Annotated in this window: 17 protein-coding genes; 10 read left to right on the top strand and 7 right to left on the bottom strand. The window is 57.5% G+C overall.

What is annotated here, in order from left to right:
* The first annotated feature begins 91 nt into the window (after positions 1-91).
* Complete coding sequence (locus tag K6I40_RS17960; RefSeq protein WP_222915071.1) at positions 92-871, top strand: carboxypeptidase regulatory-like domain-containing protein; 780 nt, start codon at positions 92-94, stop codon at positions 869-871.
* A gap of 139 nt (positions 872-1010) precedes the next feature.
* Here the strand turns inward: K6I40_RS17960 and K6I40_RS17955 are convergent, their stop codons facing one another.
* Both K6I40_RS17955 and K6I40_RS17950 read right to left on the bottom strand, forming a co-directional pair.
* Positions 1011-3113 carry a minichromosome maintenance protein MCM gene (locus K6I40_RS17955; protein WP_222915069.1) on the bottom strand — a complete coding sequence of 701 codons (2103 nt, stop codon included), beginning with the start codon at positions 3111-3113 and terminating at the stop codon, positions 1011-1013.
* A 393-nt stretch (positions 3114-3506) separates the two neighbouring features.
* The gene (locus K6I40_RS17950; protein WP_222915067.1) at positions 3507-4157 is read right to left on the bottom strand and encodes a DUF502 domain-containing protein; all 651 of its coding nucleotides are present in this window, start codon (positions 4155-4157) and stop codon (positions 3507-3509) included.
* Between the two features lie 197 nt (positions 4158-4354).
* Here K6I40_RS17950 and K6I40_RS17945 point away from each other — a divergent pair, with 197 nt between their 5' ends.
* Positions 4355-4927 carry a hypothetical protein gene (locus tag K6I40_RS17945; RefSeq protein ID WP_222915065.1) on the top strand — a complete coding sequence of 191 codons (573 nt, stop codon included), beginning with the start codon at positions 4355-4357 and terminating at the stop codon, positions 4925-4927.
* A 683-nt stretch (positions 4928-5610) separates the two neighbouring features.
* Here the strand turns inward: K6I40_RS17945 and K6I40_RS17940 are convergent.
* From K6I40_RS17940 to K6I40_RS17930, 3 genes are read right to left on the bottom strand one after another with little or no spacing between them, the layout of a single operon-like run.
* On the bottom strand, positions 5611-6633 hold the full coding sequence (locus K6I40_RS17940) for a tyrosine-type recombinase/integrase (protein ID WP_255681695.1): 1023 nt from the start codon (positions 6631-6633) through the stop codon (positions 5611-5613).
* Positions 6630-6965, bottom strand: a complete 336-nt coding sequence (locus K6I40_RS17935; RefSeq protein ID WP_222915064.1) for a hypothetical protein — start codon at positions 6963-6965, stop codon at positions 6630-6632. The genes K6I40_RS17940 and K6I40_RS17935 overlap by 4 nt, the downstream gene beginning before the upstream one ends.
* On the bottom strand, positions 6962-7207 hold the full coding sequence (locus K6I40_RS17930; RefSeq protein ID WP_222915062.1) for a hypothetical protein: 246 nt from the start codon (positions 7205-7207) through the stop codon (positions 6962-6964). Before K6I40_RS17930 ends, K6I40_RS17935 begins: the two co-directional genes overlap by 4 nt.
* Before the next feature lie 956 nt (positions 7208-8163).
* On the opposite strand from K6I40_RS17930, the gene K6I40_RS17925 reads away from it, so the two are divergent.
* Together K6I40_RS17925 and K6I40_RS17920 are read left to right on the top strand one after the other, a co-directional pair.
* Positions 8164-8337 carry a hypothetical protein gene (locus K6I40_RS17925; RefSeq protein WP_222915059.1) on the top strand — a complete coding sequence of 58 codons (174 nt, stop codon included), beginning with the start codon at positions 8164-8166 and terminating at the stop codon, positions 8335-8337.
* 2 nt (positions 8338-8339) lie between these two features.
* The gene (locus tag K6I40_RS17920) at positions 8340-8960 is read left to right on the top strand and encodes a DUF6338 family protein (protein WP_222915058.1); all 621 of its coding nucleotides are present in this window, start codon (positions 8340-8342) and stop codon (positions 8958-8960) included.
* Between the two features lie 18 nt (positions 8961-8978).
* On the opposite strand, the gene K6I40_RS17915 is transcribed toward K6I40_RS17920, so the two are convergent.
* Together K6I40_RS17915 and K6I40_RS17910 are read right to left on the bottom strand one after the other, a co-directional pair.
* Entirely contained in the window at positions 8979-9239 is a 261-nt protein-coding gene (locus K6I40_RS17915) for a hypothetical protein (protein ID WP_222915056.1), read from the bottom strand.
* A 245-nt stretch (positions 9240-9484) separates the two neighbouring features.
* Complete coding sequence (locus tag K6I40_RS17910; RefSeq protein WP_222915054.1) at positions 9485-9670, bottom strand: hypothetical protein; 186 nt, start codon at positions 9668-9670, stop codon at positions 9485-9487.
* Positions 9671-9765: 95 nt separating this feature from the next.
* On the opposite strand from K6I40_RS17910, the gene K6I40_RS17905 reads away from it, so the two are divergent.
* The 6 genes from K6I40_RS17905 to K6I40_RS17880 all read left to right on the top strand — a co-directional run bounded on the left by K6I40_RS17905 (position 9766) and on the right by K6I40_RS17880 (position 15202).
* Positions 9766-10158 carry a hypothetical protein gene (locus tag K6I40_RS17905; RefSeq protein ID WP_222915052.1) on the top strand — a complete coding sequence of 131 codons (393 nt, stop codon included), beginning with the start codon at positions 9766-9768 and terminating at the stop codon, positions 10156-10158.
* A 91-nt stretch (positions 10159-10249) separates the two neighbouring features.
* Positions 10250-12076, top strand: a complete 1827-nt coding sequence (locus K6I40_RS17900) for a hypothetical protein (protein ID WP_222915050.1) — start codon at positions 10250-10252, stop codon at positions 12074-12076.
* A gap of 2 nt (positions 12077-12078) precedes the next feature.
* Positions 12079-12648 (top strand): hypothetical protein, encoded by a 570-nt coding sequence (locus K6I40_RS17895; protein WP_222915048.1) that lies wholly within the window; start codon positions 12079-12081, stop codon positions 12646-12648.
* The gene (locus K6I40_RS17890; protein ID WP_222915046.1) at positions 12645-13475 is read left to right on the top strand and encodes a hypothetical protein; all 831 of its coding nucleotides are present in this window, start codon (positions 12645-12647) and stop codon (positions 13473-13475) included. The genes K6I40_RS17895 and K6I40_RS17890 overlap by 4 nt, the downstream gene beginning before the upstream one ends.
* Positions 13468-14643 (top strand): hypothetical protein, encoded by a 1176-nt coding sequence (locus K6I40_RS17885; RefSeq protein ID WP_222915044.1) that lies wholly within the window; start codon positions 13468-13470, stop codon positions 14641-14643. The genes K6I40_RS17890 and K6I40_RS17885 overlap by 8 nt, the downstream gene beginning before the upstream one ends.
* Before the next feature lie 175 nt (positions 14644-14818).
* Entirely contained in the window at positions 14819-15202 is a 384-nt protein-coding gene (locus K6I40_RS17880) for a hypothetical protein (protein ID WP_222915042.1), read from the top strand.
* The last annotated feature ends 199 nt before the right edge of the window (positions 15203-15401 follow it).

Genomic DNA, 15401 nt, shown 5'->3' with positions numbered 1-15401 from the left:
GTCTCTCCGCTGATCTCTCGAAGGGTCATGTTCGAATGACTGAAAGATTAAGGATTTAATTACTATTGTATTCCAACTTCTATCTAGAGTAATGAAACGGATTAGACTTGCCGCCCTTTCCATCACGGCTGGTGGGTTAAGCGGCGTTACGATTGCAGAGAGCGATTCCGATCGCGTACAGACTCACGACCCAATCGTCGAGTCCGTCGTGGCGGACGAGACTAATGAGACGGCGGGCACGTTTACGGGAACAGTTACGGGCGAAGACGGCGACCCGTTCAGCCAAGCACGGCTCCGTGCACCCGGCAAATTCGTCGTTAACGTGAACGACGACGGGATGTTCGAAATCGATCTCGAGCCCGGAGAGTACGACGTTGCTGTCACAACGGAGGATCCCAACCTCTATACCAAGGATACAGTCACTGTCGAGGCCAATGAAACGACAAGACAGAACTTCACGTTCAATACGTCAGATATCAATGAAACAACTACGGGAACGTTCTCCGGCACGATCACCGACGAAGACGGCGACCCGTTCAGCCAAGCACGGCTCCGTGCACCCGGCGAATTCGTCGTTACCGTAGACGACGATGGGACGTTCGAGAATGACGTCAGGCCCGGAGAGTATGAAGTGTCCGTCATAACGTCCGATCGCCGAACCACGGAGACGGTAGCGATCGAAGCGAACGAGACGACGAACCGAACCATCACGCTCGAGACGTCGGAAACCAAAACGGCCAGCAATAGCACCACCGACGGTAATTCCAGCAGTGATGGCGAGACCAGCGACGATGATGGTCTCCCCGGATTCGGTGTGACGGCCGGTGTCGTTGCACTCCTCGGTGCCCTCTTGATCTTCCGTCGGTCCTGACGACCGGCGAGGGCCACCCACTCGGCGATTCTATCGTCGCGATCGCTGTTCGTATGACTGCGACGCCGTCTGTTTCAGCCGATAGTCGCCCTCGAGCGGCGCGACACAGCGATGGACAGTCGTCTATGAGGGTGCTTGGCTACGTCGTCCGGAGTGTGTCCGTACTCGGCTCGTAGACCTCGCCTTTCTGTTTGAGCTTGTCGATCTCGTGTTCGGCTTTGGACTGGTCCATCCCGATCTCGTCGGCCCGCTCCATAACAATGTCGACCGGCGCGCCGTCGTCGTACTCCTCCTCGATATCGCTGATGAGCTGTTTGAGGTTCTTGATCCGGTCGCGCTGGGACTTGGAGGTCCCGGCCTCGACGATGTCCGCGTCGAACTCGCCGGTCTCGGGATCGACCCCGACGTCTTGGAGACACGAGCGGACGATCTCGATGACCCGTTCGGCGTCGCTCTGCTCGACCGTATCCGAGAGTCGGACGCGGGCGCTGGCCTCCGAGAGCCGGACCAGCGCCTCGAGTTTGCGGGCCGTAACAGGTACCGCCGCATCCTCGTCGGTCCCCTTCGAACGGAGATCGACGTAGAAGTCTCGAATCGCGTTCCGGGCCGCTTCGGTCATCCGCGGGTGACAGTTCTGTTTGGCGTAGGCGATGTACTTCCGCAGGAGTTCGGCGTCGATCTCTGGATCGACTTGATCAGTCATCTCGTCGATCTCGTCGGTACTGACGTCCAGCGAGGGCATCTCCTCGCGCTGGGTGGTCAACTCGCCAGCGTAGTTGGTCGTAATGATGTGTTCGGCGAGGTTACGGTCTTTCTCCTCGTCGGGCGTGTCCGTCACCGTAAAGATCAGGTCGAACCGCGAGATCAGCGCCGGCTCGAGATCGATCTGCTCGCTGATGGGTTCGTACTGGTCGAAGCGGCCGTACTTGGGGTTCGCTGCCCCTAGCAGCGAACAGCGAGATTTGAGGGTGGCGTTGATCCCTGCCTTCGAGACCGAGATCTTCTGTTGCTCTAAGGCCTCGTGCATGGCGCTCCTGTCTTCCGGACGCATTTTGTCGAGTTCGTCGATCGCCGCGATCCCCTGATCGGCGAGCACGAGTGCACCGGCCTCGAGGCTCCACTGCTGGCCGTCACCGAAGTCGTCGCGAACGGCTGCGGCGGTAAGTCCCGCCGAGCTGCTGCCCTTCCCGGAGGTGTAGACGGCTCGCGGCGCGATATTCTCGATGTACGCGAGCATCTGGGACTTCCCGGTACCCGGGTCACCAATTAGTAACATATGCAGGTCACCGCGGATCCGCGAGCCGTCGGGCAACTGCTTCGTCACGCCCGAGAACAGCTGGAGGATCATCGAGAGCTTCTCCTGATCGTAGCCGTAGATCGAGGGCGCGATGGAGGCGACCATCTTCTCGTAGATGCCCTCGGAACTCGAGAGGCGGACGATCTCCTCTTTGTCTTCGCCGGTGATGTCCATGTCTTCGAACTGCTCTTCATCGACTTCGACGGACATCCCCTCCATGTAGAAGTCGAAGACGGGGGACTTCTCCTGTTGGTCGCCTTGTTGCTCGAGGCGGAGGACGCCGGTCGCGGAGACGTGGTCGCCGGGGGTGACCTCGCCGGTGATGTCGTCTTCGATATTGATGTCGAGGGCCTGTGGGGTCTCCCCGCCGCGGAGTCCTTCGGGGCTTTCCTGCACCCGGAGCTTTTGTGAGTCGATAAACTCGGATTGGTCGAAGTTGACGCGGAAGGGCCCCTGTCGTTCACAGCCCTGACACTCGTGGGGCTCTTGGAAGTCACCGCTGGACTGGGGGACACGAGAGAGGGTGCCACAGAGCTGGCACTCGAAGGCAGCTTCCTCGATTTTCGGACGGACGTCGGTGGCTTTCCGGACGATGCCGTGGACCTGAACGAGGGAGTTCATGTCCCGGGCGCGGATCTCCCGGATTTCGGGGGACTCCGTCTTGGGGAGGTTTCGGATCCGGACATGAGCCTGGCCGAGGCTCACGTCGATCGGCAGGTCGTATAGCCGCAGCGCCTCTTCGGCGTAGCGCTGGAGCTGTTCGGGCTGATTGATAAAGTCATCTGCGAGGTCGGGATCGAACCGGTAGAGGTCTTGCCAGTCGACGTGAAGCGACCGCTGTTCGTTAGGATACTGCTGGGCAAGCTGCTTGATCTCGCTGTCGTAGTAGTTGCGGAAGAACTGCTCGAAAGAGTCGACAAGTTCGGAATTTCCCGCTTGCGCCATTGCACCTTTCTAGGGCTGCCATCCGGTATAAATGGTCGTATACCAGGGCGAAACTGAACCCGGTTCGGAAACCCCGGCGCCAAATGCCCAGTGACCGAGCACGAAGGCAGCCTCGAATCGCTCGAAAACTCGACATCACTCGGGGTAGCGCGGTGACTGGGTGGGTCGCTGTCGAGGCGGTAATCGTCTGAGAAATCGAGCGGACGATTTCGGGCCACGTCGACCCGTCTCCCTGTCTCGTCGTGACGGGCCGATGTGGATTCAACACGCCGTGTCCCGTATTCCCGTGGGAGGGCACGTGGCCATCTCCTTCTTTCGTCTCCGACGTAATGTAATCACGGCCAATTCGTTTTGGTATCAGCTGTCGAATAAAAGGATGATCGTTCGCGTGATTCACTCGTCACCGCTCTCCCCATCGCCGAGGCTGTCGGCGGCGACGCCGAGCGTCGCGATCGATCGAAACGCATCCTCGACGGTCAGATCGACCTCGTGGACCTTCTCCGTGGGCAGATGCATGACGTAGCCGTTCGTGGCAGGGTTGGGGGCGAGTGGAACCATGATCGTTACCATGTCGTCTTCGTCTGCACTCGCCTCGACCACTGCCGGCGTCTCTGCGGTGAGAAAACCGAGCATGTAGGCACCCTCATGAGGAAATTCAACGAGTTTCACATCTTGGAACTGCTCCGTCTCGTCGTCGATCAGGAGTTTGCTGGCCCGTCGGATGCTCTCATAGACGGTACTGACGCCGGGAATCGTCTCCATCGTCGCATGGACTCGTTTAGAAACGTGCTTTCCGGGCGTGTGCTCCGCGACGATCCCGACCAGCAGGAAGAAGCCGACCACCGAGAGGATGGTGGCAAACTGAATTACCGGTACCGGCGGTTCGTTGGGCCAGATGTACGCCACGCCGGAGATTACCGGCGAGAGCACGCCCAGAATAAAATCGAGGACGACGAGCACGACGAGCAGCGTCGCGACCAGCGGGATCGTGATCGCGACTCCATTGATGAGCCATCGCTGGACTCTCGAGGCGGAATCAGCCATGTGTTCTGCCAAAAGCGATGCCTCCGAAATCGTTGGGCTTGCGGGTGAGACGACTGTCGATCTGTCGCGGAGACTATGTGTCAAGAGATACCGTGACAGATAATTGGCCGTAGATTTCGATTGGTTAGACGCCATAATTTACCGGACGTCGGGTTCGTGGCCACTATATTTAACTGAATACAGTTTGACGACATATCGTGTCACGAGAGACGACAACTGAATCAGCTGTTAATTCGAGCCCTGAGGGGGGACGACACCAGCAACCGAAACGGGAGCGGCCCGTCTCGGACGTGCTTTCGGACGAACAGAACAAGAGCTATCTCACCTATATAACGCTGCTCTTCGCGATCGTCGGGGTTGGGTACGGATTAACTGGTGCGCTCGGTATACGCATGCTCTTCGAGGAGTCGGCCGACGCCGGACTTGCAATCGGCTTCTTTCTGATCGTCCTGTTCGGAGTCATGGTCTTTACCGGACCGATTCTTGGTGCGATTAGCGGGTTACAGCTCCAGCGGCACATGACCGACACGCGCGAAGCATTGATTACCGCCTTTGTCAGCGGGACGATCGGATACGTCGCGATGACGGTCGTTAGCGTCCTCGTCACCGTGTTGCTGATACCGAGTACCGACAGTGCGGATACGAGTAGCGGCGGTGGTTCCGACCTCTTCGAACTCGGCGAGATTTTCGTTCCACTGATCGTCATGGCGATTCCCGTCGGCCTCGTCGCCGCAGGGATGATTTACCTCGACGACAAATTCCTCGCGTAGTCTCGACGAGCGACCGTCCGATTTCCCGACGATTCGGAACTCAATTCAGTTTCGTCGATAAAATAATGGAAACAGACTCTTTCAGCGCTCACACTGCTCATTTCGGCCGCTTCGGAAACGGGACCTGAATCGCACACCTTCATACTTTGGAGCGACAGTGATAGCCGCGTAGAATCTTCATCCATATCCATGTCGACTCACTCCGATCAGACGCGAGCCGCGGTTCGATGCGAGAGTTGTCGTGCGATCCTCGTCGCTGAGATCACGTCGGACGGCACCATCCGCCCGCTCGGGACGAGCGAAGATTGCGTCTGCGGTGACGGTTCGTTCATTCGACTCGAGCAACCTGCGCCGGCTTGAACACATGTCGTGGATTGCCCGGATTTCGAACCACAGTCGTTCCGTTTCACTCCACTTCCTGATTCAAATCGGCCGATCGTTACGCATTCACCACTCGCGAATTTGCTCGCGATAGAACGAGTGGGATCCCTCGGGTTTTGAACCACGCCCGAGAACCTGCGCTTCGCGCAGAGCCTCGATTTCCTTCAAACCCGGGCTCGGTCCGATAGCTGCCGCTCGCAGGTTTGCTCGCGGCAGTAATATGGGATCGCCCGGCATTGAACTAACGGAATAATCGCCTGACTGAGCACCGATCGTATCGCTAAATTTTAAGATCATGTCTCTCATTCTATTTCGAGTTTCTCGAGGTGCGGACGGCGTCGCAGTTCCATCCGCTCACGCTTCGTCGCCTTGTCGTAGAACTGATCGATAACGTCCTGTGAGGCGTTTACCCGCTCCGCAGTCACTTCGCGCGGCACGCTCCGGTCTTGATGCCACGTAATCGAACCCGTTCGAACGTGATGGGGTGCTCTCGAGGACGGACACTTGCTCGCGTGGGTATGGCTCCGGAACTCGCAGTCGTCGGGATCGTGACCGTGCGGACAAGATCCGTGGACGCACGGAAACGTCGCCGTGTACATCCAGCCACGTATCGTGTTCGTCGACGGGCGGCCCTGCAGCGACGAGAATAGCGGCTGTCGGCCATGATCATCGTGTTTGTCCCATCGGTCGGAGCCGATATACCGTTGGAGCGTCTCTGCAACGCCGTCGCGAATCCCAACGATCCGCTCTCCGTTGTGTTTGTTCTTTAGCTGCGTGTCGGTCTCCGGCCGATGAACGAACTCGAGCGTCTGCTCACTGGCGTCGAAATCCCGAAGATCCAACGCCCGGAGTCCGCCCAACCGCGCACCCGTGTGCCATGCGACTTCGAGCAGCGCATGGTTTCGCGAGCCCGCCTGCTCGCTCGAGCGATAGTACCGGATCAACTCGAGCGCCCGATCGGTCTCGAGTTTCGTCTCACGGGACTTTTGATCCGTAGGGACATCGGGGATATTCACCCGATCCGCGAGCCCATCGTCGACGGCCTCGATTCGCTCCAGGTACTCGACGAACTTCTCGATCGTCTCCATTTCGTTGTGGAGCGTCGTCGCGGCGATTCCCTCCCCAGAGCGGGCACTCTCGTACTGATCGAGCACCCACCCGTTGAGCTCCGACACGGTCTCGATGTCGTTTTCCTCGCACCACTCGACGAACAGCTTCAGCCGATAATGGTACGTCGACGCGGTTTCCTCAGTGATCTCCGTACGGCGGCCATCCAGATACCGGTGCCACGCCTCGCGTGGCGTCATGTCCTCTGGTGTAGTCACTCTGGATCACTCCCTTCCCAGTTCTCCGGACTCCCCCAGCGGAACTCGGGGTCGTTGTCCTCGAGTTGGTCGCGTTCGAACAGGCGATCGTGAACCCACGTCTGGAGTGCGGGCCCGAACCGATCGTGCGGCGGGTGGTCCGGCATGTGATGATCGTCGACGCGAGCCGGGAGATCGTCGAGACAGGCGACCATCTCACAGAGGACCGCGTTCTGGTACCGCATCTCCGTCGCGATCGCTTCCATCGCCGCCGTCTGTCGCTCGGCCGCGTCGGCCTGGCGCTCAAGGGCTTCGAGTTGCGTCTCCAGGGCGAGGAACTCGTCGGAGGTCATGCCGATCCCTCCGTGGGACGACGGCCTTCGAGCAACCGTAACTTGTCGCGGTGGACCGTCTCGTCGGTCTTTTTGTTTCGCAGTTCGTCGAACTCCGGCTCGGCCTCGTCGTCGTTCGCGCGGGCGCACGTCGCGTACCAAAAGTGGTGATTCGTCGGCTCCCACTGGCGGTGGCCGCGCGGACAGACCCACTTCCACCGGTCAATCTCGTCGTCAACCTGGATAGTCGTCTTCGGCGACATCACGGCCGACTGACGGACTGCCGTGTAAAAGGGCAAATCCTTGGACGCACGGTGAAAGTGAAACTTTATCCCAAATAGCGTGTTCCTCCCGATTTCCGCCCGTTCTCGAGCGAGCGACCACTGCGGGAGACAGTCAGGACGAGTGAAAGTAGTTCGAACCGTAGGCTGTGGGCCGCGGGCTGTACTATGCGGTCGATCGGGGGCTTTATCCCCCGTAGCGTCGTGCGAATGCATGCTTCCGTAGCTGAGTTACGGAAACCAGGCGGGCCGGTGCCCCTAACACCGGGTCCGCGTTTCTCTCGAGGACCCGACCGGGCAGCGGCGGGTCCGTCTGGCTTCCGTTGCCTCCATCCATCTCCTATGACTAATCTATCACGGATCGTGTTATTGTCCGTACTGTGTCATTGATGGAATATCTTCCACGGAGTCATGGCTACCGTGTCATTCGAGACGACCAGTTGGATGTCTCGCGAGACTATCGTATTCTGGTCTTGGCAGATCCAGAGATCCTAAATCCATCGCCTGCTGTAATGCCTATACCTGATCTACTCTCACTTCTAGCGCTGAAAGCGTTACAGAGCATGATCTCGTTGAAAATCGAAGATGCCGATATCAGATACTGATCGGGGAGATACCTACGGGAGATTAGAGAAAACGATCTGAGTAGCGTCAATGGGGTATTGTACAATCACTTCACTTGGTCTGAGAACACTTCAGGAGGTGATATCCAGAACATGGCGAAAGACAAAGAACAGCGAAGAAGGCGACGATGAGTGGTCTTTCAGGACGAAAAGCAGAGATCGGAAATCAGATGAAGATCCCGAACAGTGGAGACAGTGAGTCAGATGATGATGATAAGAAAGAGAATGACGAAACGCATGGACTAACCGGTAATGCGAAGTGTCAAAACATCTGAGAGTGATCCCAGAACATCGAAAAGGATGGAGGTGAGTCAGATGAGTGATGACGAAACCTCCGATAAGTCAAAACAGAGTGAATCTAAAAAGGGTGAAGAAGAGGCTCTTAAATCGATGGTTCTAGAAACATCTGACGAGGATCCTCGAGCGGAAGTACTTACCACATTGGAATCGGAAAACGGGTCATCTGATAATACAGAATCAGATGAGTAGAGATGGTTGTTTCGCTGCCGTCGTTTGGTTTAATCTATTCACTTCTCTTGCTAGCACCGGGGTTCATAACATATAAACTTACTAGACATTTTGGAAAGATAACTTCAGAATTCGATAACTTTGATAAAGGAATCTACACTGTCTTAGGAAGTGGATTCGCTTTATCAGTTAGTATCACTCTTTTCTCAATCGTAATCAGACTCCTAAGCGGCAAATTTTGGATTCCAACTCCTAGTAACGTCGAATCAGTGGTACTAGCAGGGATATATCTACTCACAGTCCCTGTCTCCATAATCAATGGCTACCTGGTCGGCCATTTCTTGAATTGGATGATTCACCGAGGCGACGATGTTAGAAATGAATCAGTTTGGCGATTAGCTACGGAAAATGCTAATGAACCTACCCAAGTCACGATTTTTACACACGAAGGGGACGAAATCTGGGGTGAAATATACACAGTAGATCAAGAGCCACATGGTCAAGATATCTTGCTAGAATATCCTCTGAAAATCGCACGAAACGACGAAGGTGAGAAGATCAATGAATATGAACTAGGCGACTATGCGTTTATCTCTCAAGATACAATCTCACAGATCCATTATGAAACAGATGTGGATGTATGAATCGCTGCAAAAACCGGACTAGCGGTATTTACTTTCGACTGAGGTCCGGTATCTCAACCCAATCACGGACGTGTTCGCAACGGTCTGAATAACCTCCGGGTTGATCTCACCTCGAGCGTCGTCGATATTCTGTTCACTCTCGACTAGGTGCGTGAGCGCGGCATCGATCACGACAGACATCGGCGGGTCGTCGTACTCGTCTTCGGCGACGATCACGCTCGCGCGGTCGAGTTTCCGCTGGCGTTCGTCGGTGAGTTTCAGACTGGTTCGCTTGGTCATGGTTTAAGCGAGGGTATGCACGGGAGGTTGATTCGCGTCGCTCGTGGGTGAGCAACTGGTCGGTCCTTTATGAATGGGGGACAGAGTCCCGGCGTGATCACGGCGGGGGCCGGCTGGGTCGGTCCCGATTCTATGCACCGCGCGGGCCCAACGCCCACGACAGGGTGCATACATCGAGGTCTCCCGATACATCTGAGCGCAACCCCACGGGGTCCGGTTCAGAGATTGGATTCCAAGAGTCTCACTCATGCATTGATCTCCTCGACGAGTTCAAGAGTCCATTTTCCATCGTCGACGTGACGGATATGGACGTGATGTTCACCAGCGATCTCGCCAGCCTCGTCGAGTAGTCCCTCGAGTCGGAGGTCATCTTTCGGTAGGGTGACGCCTGCCGAATTCTGATCTAACTTTCTGAGTTTGTTCAACGCCATGCAGCGGGCGGCAACCCGCCTTGGCATAAAGTTTGCTGAGCCTATTTTTTACTGATGTTTTCGGAGAGCGGGGTTTGCCGCTTCGTTGTTGCACAATGGCAAGAGACGTTATCGATAAGATCGACTATGCGGCGTTGTGGGTCTACCCCACGATGGCGAGTATGGTATTCGGGGTCTGGACCCTGAACCTCAACATTCTCGGTGGCTACGACTTCAGTTCGACCTTCTACTCGGCAGGAGGGGCGAACTTCTCGGTGCCGCTGATCCTCGCGACGGTCTCGGTGGTCTGGATTCTCTGGACCAACGAGTTCGACGGAGCGAACTACTCAGACATGGAAAAATGGACGATCGTCGGGACGCTGCTCTTTCCGATCGTCTTCGAGTTCGTGCCCGCATTCGGGGATCTGCTCTCGAGCAACGACTGGTTCCTTCTCGGTGCGACCGTGCTAGTGTCGTTCGCAACGGCGTGGATATCCTACACAGAGTGATTTAAATGACGAAAACAATCAAAAGAGACACTGACGGGTGGAATTGGATCGGAAGTGCGATGGCTATCCTCTCTATCGGGGGGTGGCTCTGATGGCGGCCCAAAGCCCACGGCCCACCGATTCAGACGGGATGACTCGGCGTGACCTGTTCCGGCGCTCGGCCGCTGCGGGCGGCTCGCTCGTCGCGATCGGCGCGGGGTCGCAGGCCGCGCCGCAATTCTCTCCGGTCGGTCGGGTGGCCGCGGACGATCTCTCGACGCTCGCGAAGGGTGCCGCGAGCCCGGCATACGCCGGCTATTATCTCACTCGAGAAGGTGCTGAGACGTTCCTCGGCGATTCGAGGGACTATTCTGGCTATACCGGCGCGGACGCACTCAAGAAGGAGATTGCGTTGGGAGTGACCGAGATGAAATCGGCTGACGAGCGGGTGATGACTGGCATCGAGAATAACATCTCCAACTCGGAGAACGTCGGTCTTGCCAAGGGAAAGGCGGCGATCATCAAGGAAATGAACGCGGGAAATGATGAAGCAGCAGCGACCAATGCGCATAATTCGGCGGTGAAGGACTACTATGCGTCGATTCAAGAGAATCTTCTCACCCACGTTGACCAGCAGACAAAGCAAATTCATCACGACTTCGAACAACTCAAAGCCCACGATGACGCCGCGCTGGCCGATGTTTTCTACCATGGAAAAGACACTACTAATTCAATCACGGACAGCCCGGAGAGTCTCGAAACGTATGAGGTGGAGCTTCTGAACGGAGACACTGCTGAGTATTCGTTTTTCGCGGGCGTCAACGGAGCCAACCCGGATTGGGACAAGAATAGATCGGGGGATATCGACTTCCTCGGCTTCGGTATTGATCCGGCTGACGAGTTCGGCGAGTACAACTTCCCTGTGTGTTTCTTAGATTCAGATGGGGAGGTAATCAGGTACAAAACATCTGGTGAGATACCGGACAACTACGACGCAAACCGTTTCACGGCTGCATGGGGATCGATACTGGACGCTCACGACTCGGTGACTTCGGAACTTTCCGGGTTCGTGAGCGATGTGTACGCTGAGTACGATGCCGGAGACATCCCGACCGAGGACCTTGTGGACCCAATCACGGCGTCCACTGAACTAGATCAGGACTACGATAACGCCGCTGGACAGTCCGCACACGCTGCAATGATGGGGATTCCGACGACGGCCGAGCTTTCGGTGACGCTCGAGATAGAAGACACTGAGTCTGACGAGACAGTGACCCTTGACTGTGATCTGTTCACCGATCGCAACCCCGGCATTCTGACTGATTCGGCGTCGATCTCGTCGGGAGTCGTGACGACCGAAACCGCGCCGATCGACGGCAAGAGCTACACCCTTACCACGACTGACGGGGAGTCTGTCGATATCGCAGCGGCGGACATCACGGATAATGGAGATGGCACATGGTCCTATGATGCGTCCGGCGATCTATCGACGCCAAGCACATCCGTTGAGTCTCTCGAGGCATCCGAAACCGGCTTCAACAGCGGCCAGCGGTACGATCCGCGAGATTGGGCAGAACCGTTCTATATCGCTTACAACGACGAGTCCGGCAGTGGCCAGTTCGACCAAATCGAAGCGCCGTTCACGGTCGTCGAAGTCACCGACTCGAGCGGGACTGAAGTCGAGAACTTCGAGCCCGAGAGTCAGAATAACCAGACGGCCGACGTGACCGCGCTCGAGGAAGAAATTGCGCAACTCCGAGACGAGAAGATTCGGCTGCAAGAAGAGGCAGAAGAGCAAGAGGATGATTCGCTACTCGGCGGTGCCGGTGGCTGGGTTCCCGACGGCGGCGGCGATATGTGGCTCGGCGCTGCTTTCCTGGTCGCGATCATCGCGGTCGTTGCATCGCTGGTCGGAGATCTCGGCGAGGAGATTCTGTAACCATGACTCGTTTTTTGTTTTCAAGCACGCGGGTAGTGCTGGCGCTGGCAGTCGTCGCGATCGCGTCGATGAGTATGGGCATGGGCGTGGGCCTTGTGGGCGCGCAGGACGGGGGTAACCAGAGCGCTCCGGGTAACGAGAGCAACCAGGCCGGCCTTGAGCAGATAGCGATCGACAATCAGACACGGGTCGCCGAGTTCGATATCGGCGACGGCGACGCTCAGATGGTGATCGAATCGGACGAACGGCAGCCGATGATCGTGAGCGACGCGCTCGCTGGAATCGAGCAGGAGGGAGCGACGATGGTTCCCGAAAAAGAGTACCAGCTATCGGAGGGACGGAACGAAATCAGTCTCTCGGTCGCGTCGATAAACGGGGATTCGGCCGTCTCAGTCTCGACGCGGGGCGGAACCATCCGTCTATCGAGCGGAATGTCAGGGAACGAGGACCCATTTCGGTCGCTCGGCGGGGCGAGCGGACTATTCACGGGCGTCATTATGACAGTCGCACTCGCCGCGCTCGGGGCGTTCTACGTCGTCCGCACCGAATCGAAGGGAGTTGAGAAAGCATGAGCGACAGGAACCTTAGCACGACGTTCGGGAACTGGAAGGATCGACTCACGTACATCATCGCCGAAGCGCAACTTCTCGTCCTCGGCGTGGCGATCTCGGTCGGGATCCTGCTGTTGTTGGTCCGGCCGTCGGTGCCGGGCGTGCCGCCGATCGCCGTCGGGATCGCCGTCGCGTTGATGCTACTCGGCCCGCCGCTGTTCGGTCTATTCGCCGTTGGAGCCGAGAAACTCCGCAACCGCCATCGAGAAACAGTCTATCACATCAACGGCGTTACCGACACCCGCGAGAAATACTACGTCGCGCCGGAGTTGTGGGACCAGAAAACCGTCGACGGACCGAGTCCGTACGTCGCCAACGACGGTGATGCCTACGAAGTCCGCGAGTTCGAGCACTTCGAGGATATGGACGAACTCCGGGTCACCGGCTGTTACATGAGTCAGATGGCCGATTCGAAACTCGTCACCTCGAAAGCCATGCTCGAGGACGTCCACGGCGACCTTGTCGATGCGTTCCTGCAACTGAATCGACTCCGCGGACGCATCTCGAAAATGGGGCTCGAAATCCAGAGTGACGTAATCAACCAGGAGGCAGAGGCCGACGAGCGCGGCCTGATGAACCCGAAAACGACGGTCAAGGATCGCTTCGACGCGGCGAAATCGGATGTCGAGGACAAGGCTCGCGAGGACATCGAAGACATCGACGGCTACGAAGACGAGTACATCCTCGAGCACGGCGAGCACGCTCCGCGGCCCCGTCCGAACCGACTGTACGATACCGTCGACGGGATCGACTCGCCCGCTCGAGCGGACGGTGGTAGCGATGAGTGACGAGCAAGACAACTACACGGTCGGCGGCTTTCGCGAGTACCAGGACAACAATCGCAAGCGCGACCCCGATGAGGTGTTGCCGCATTCCGGGTTCGTGAGAGATGAGCAAATCGATCGGCAGATGGCCATGCGGGCGATCCATCACGACCCGGACCGCTGGGACGGAAAGGCCGCCGCGGACTATCTCTCGGTCGGCAAGAACCGAGATATCCTGAAAGCGGAGGGCAGTGCGGCGGCTCGGCAAGCGCTCGAGAACGGCGACACGCTGACGCTGAAACACTACATCGGTGACCCGAGCCAAGAGGCTGACCTCTCCGGCATCAAAGCCATCTCTCGGCTCCGGCAGATCGTTGCGGGTCCCGCGCCGGTGATCGTGATCCTCGGCGAGATGGGGGCCGGCAAAACGAACCTCGCGTGTCTCGTCACACAGCTGCGTGACCGCTGGGTCGACGGCGATCTCCGGGTGGCGAGCAATATCCGCACGCTGGATCGAAACGATGACTGGACTCGTGATGACGGCTCTATCGAGGACGGCTGGATCCCGAACTACCCGCTCCTCGAGGAATGGGTCGAACAGGACGGCGATCCGGTGACGAACCCCCAGCAGCCGAAACTGTTCATCGGTGATGAGTTCTCGACGAACGCGAGCGGGACCGGCGCTGACGGCCAGAAGGTCCGGAAGCTGATGGGGCCGCTTGTGTTCAAGATCCGCAAGTACAACGGTGCACTCGTCTATATCGGCCACGATGAGAGTTCCATTCATCCGCTCCTCTGGCGTGTCGGTACGATCCTCAAGAAGCCCGACCGCAACGATAAGGGAAAGGCACTGATCGCCGAGCGGATCACCGGCGGGAAACTGAAAGACGTCGATCCGCGGCCGCTGAAGGGTATCCCGCCGGCAGACTTCGAACCGCACACGAACGACGAAGCCGACTGGTCGTGGTCCGCTCCCTCGAGTGACGACGGTGGTCCCGAAATTGCCGAAAGCGAGGTCAAGAGAGTCGCTGCGTGGACAATGGAAACCTGCCGACAACAGGGAATGTCGGCCCGCGAAACCGCCGAATACGTCCCTTACAGTCATGCTACCGTCTCAAATTGGTGGCGAGACATCGATGAGGGCGGCGAAAAGGCCGACTGGGTTAACACAGTCGAACAGGTGATCGCATGAGAGCGTCGGGGTGGAAAGCTGTAAACCGGAATCAGCCCCCCTTTAGGAGAGGGTCAGGCCCAACGCCCAGCGCTCACTCACGCTCATTTATTCACAATCATCGCCCATCGCTCGCGATCGCCGCGAGACACCAGCGGAGGAGTATATATATCGGCGCGCGATGCGCGTGGTCCGCGTGAATCGATCCCAGCGAGCTAACCACTTCGGTACGATCTGCGAGAAACGGATGGCGAAGAAACGTCGCTTCGATCTCGAGCGTTCGAGCTGGCACGATGCGACGTTCCAGAACGGAACGCCGGTCGAAATCAAGAGTACGATGCACGAGCACAGTGACGGACAGCCGGGAAACTGGAAGGTCTATCGGGAGTACCACGAGAAGCTCCGTCGGCATGACGGCTGGTACTGCTTCGTTGTCTACCGGCCACATGGGCGCTCGGGCTGTACGATCCTCCAGGACAAGATGGTCCGCTCGAGTGAGCTCCCGCTAATGCGCTGGCACGGCGGTGGTGATCACCGCGGGACCGAGCAAGCGAAGATCTCGATCGACTCCGTTTTCTAATCGGTGTCGACCATACTACCTTGGCATCGATTCTGATTCGCATACACACGACCCCGAAGTCCTCGTTTTTTCGACTCACTGAATGGGCTATTTCGACTCTAAATCGGAGAAACGTGTCTACTATCTAGAGAAGAACACTGTCTCAAACGGTGGATCGACTCAGGATATGAACACGAGGGTCCGCGTCTCGTGTGCATAT

The organism is Natrinema sp. SYSU A 869 (genome assembly GCF_019879105.1).
GTDB lineage: Archaea > Halobacteriota > Halobacteria > Halobacteriales > Natrialbaceae > Natrinema.
This window is presented reverse-complemented; position numbering and strand designations above follow the sequence as displayed.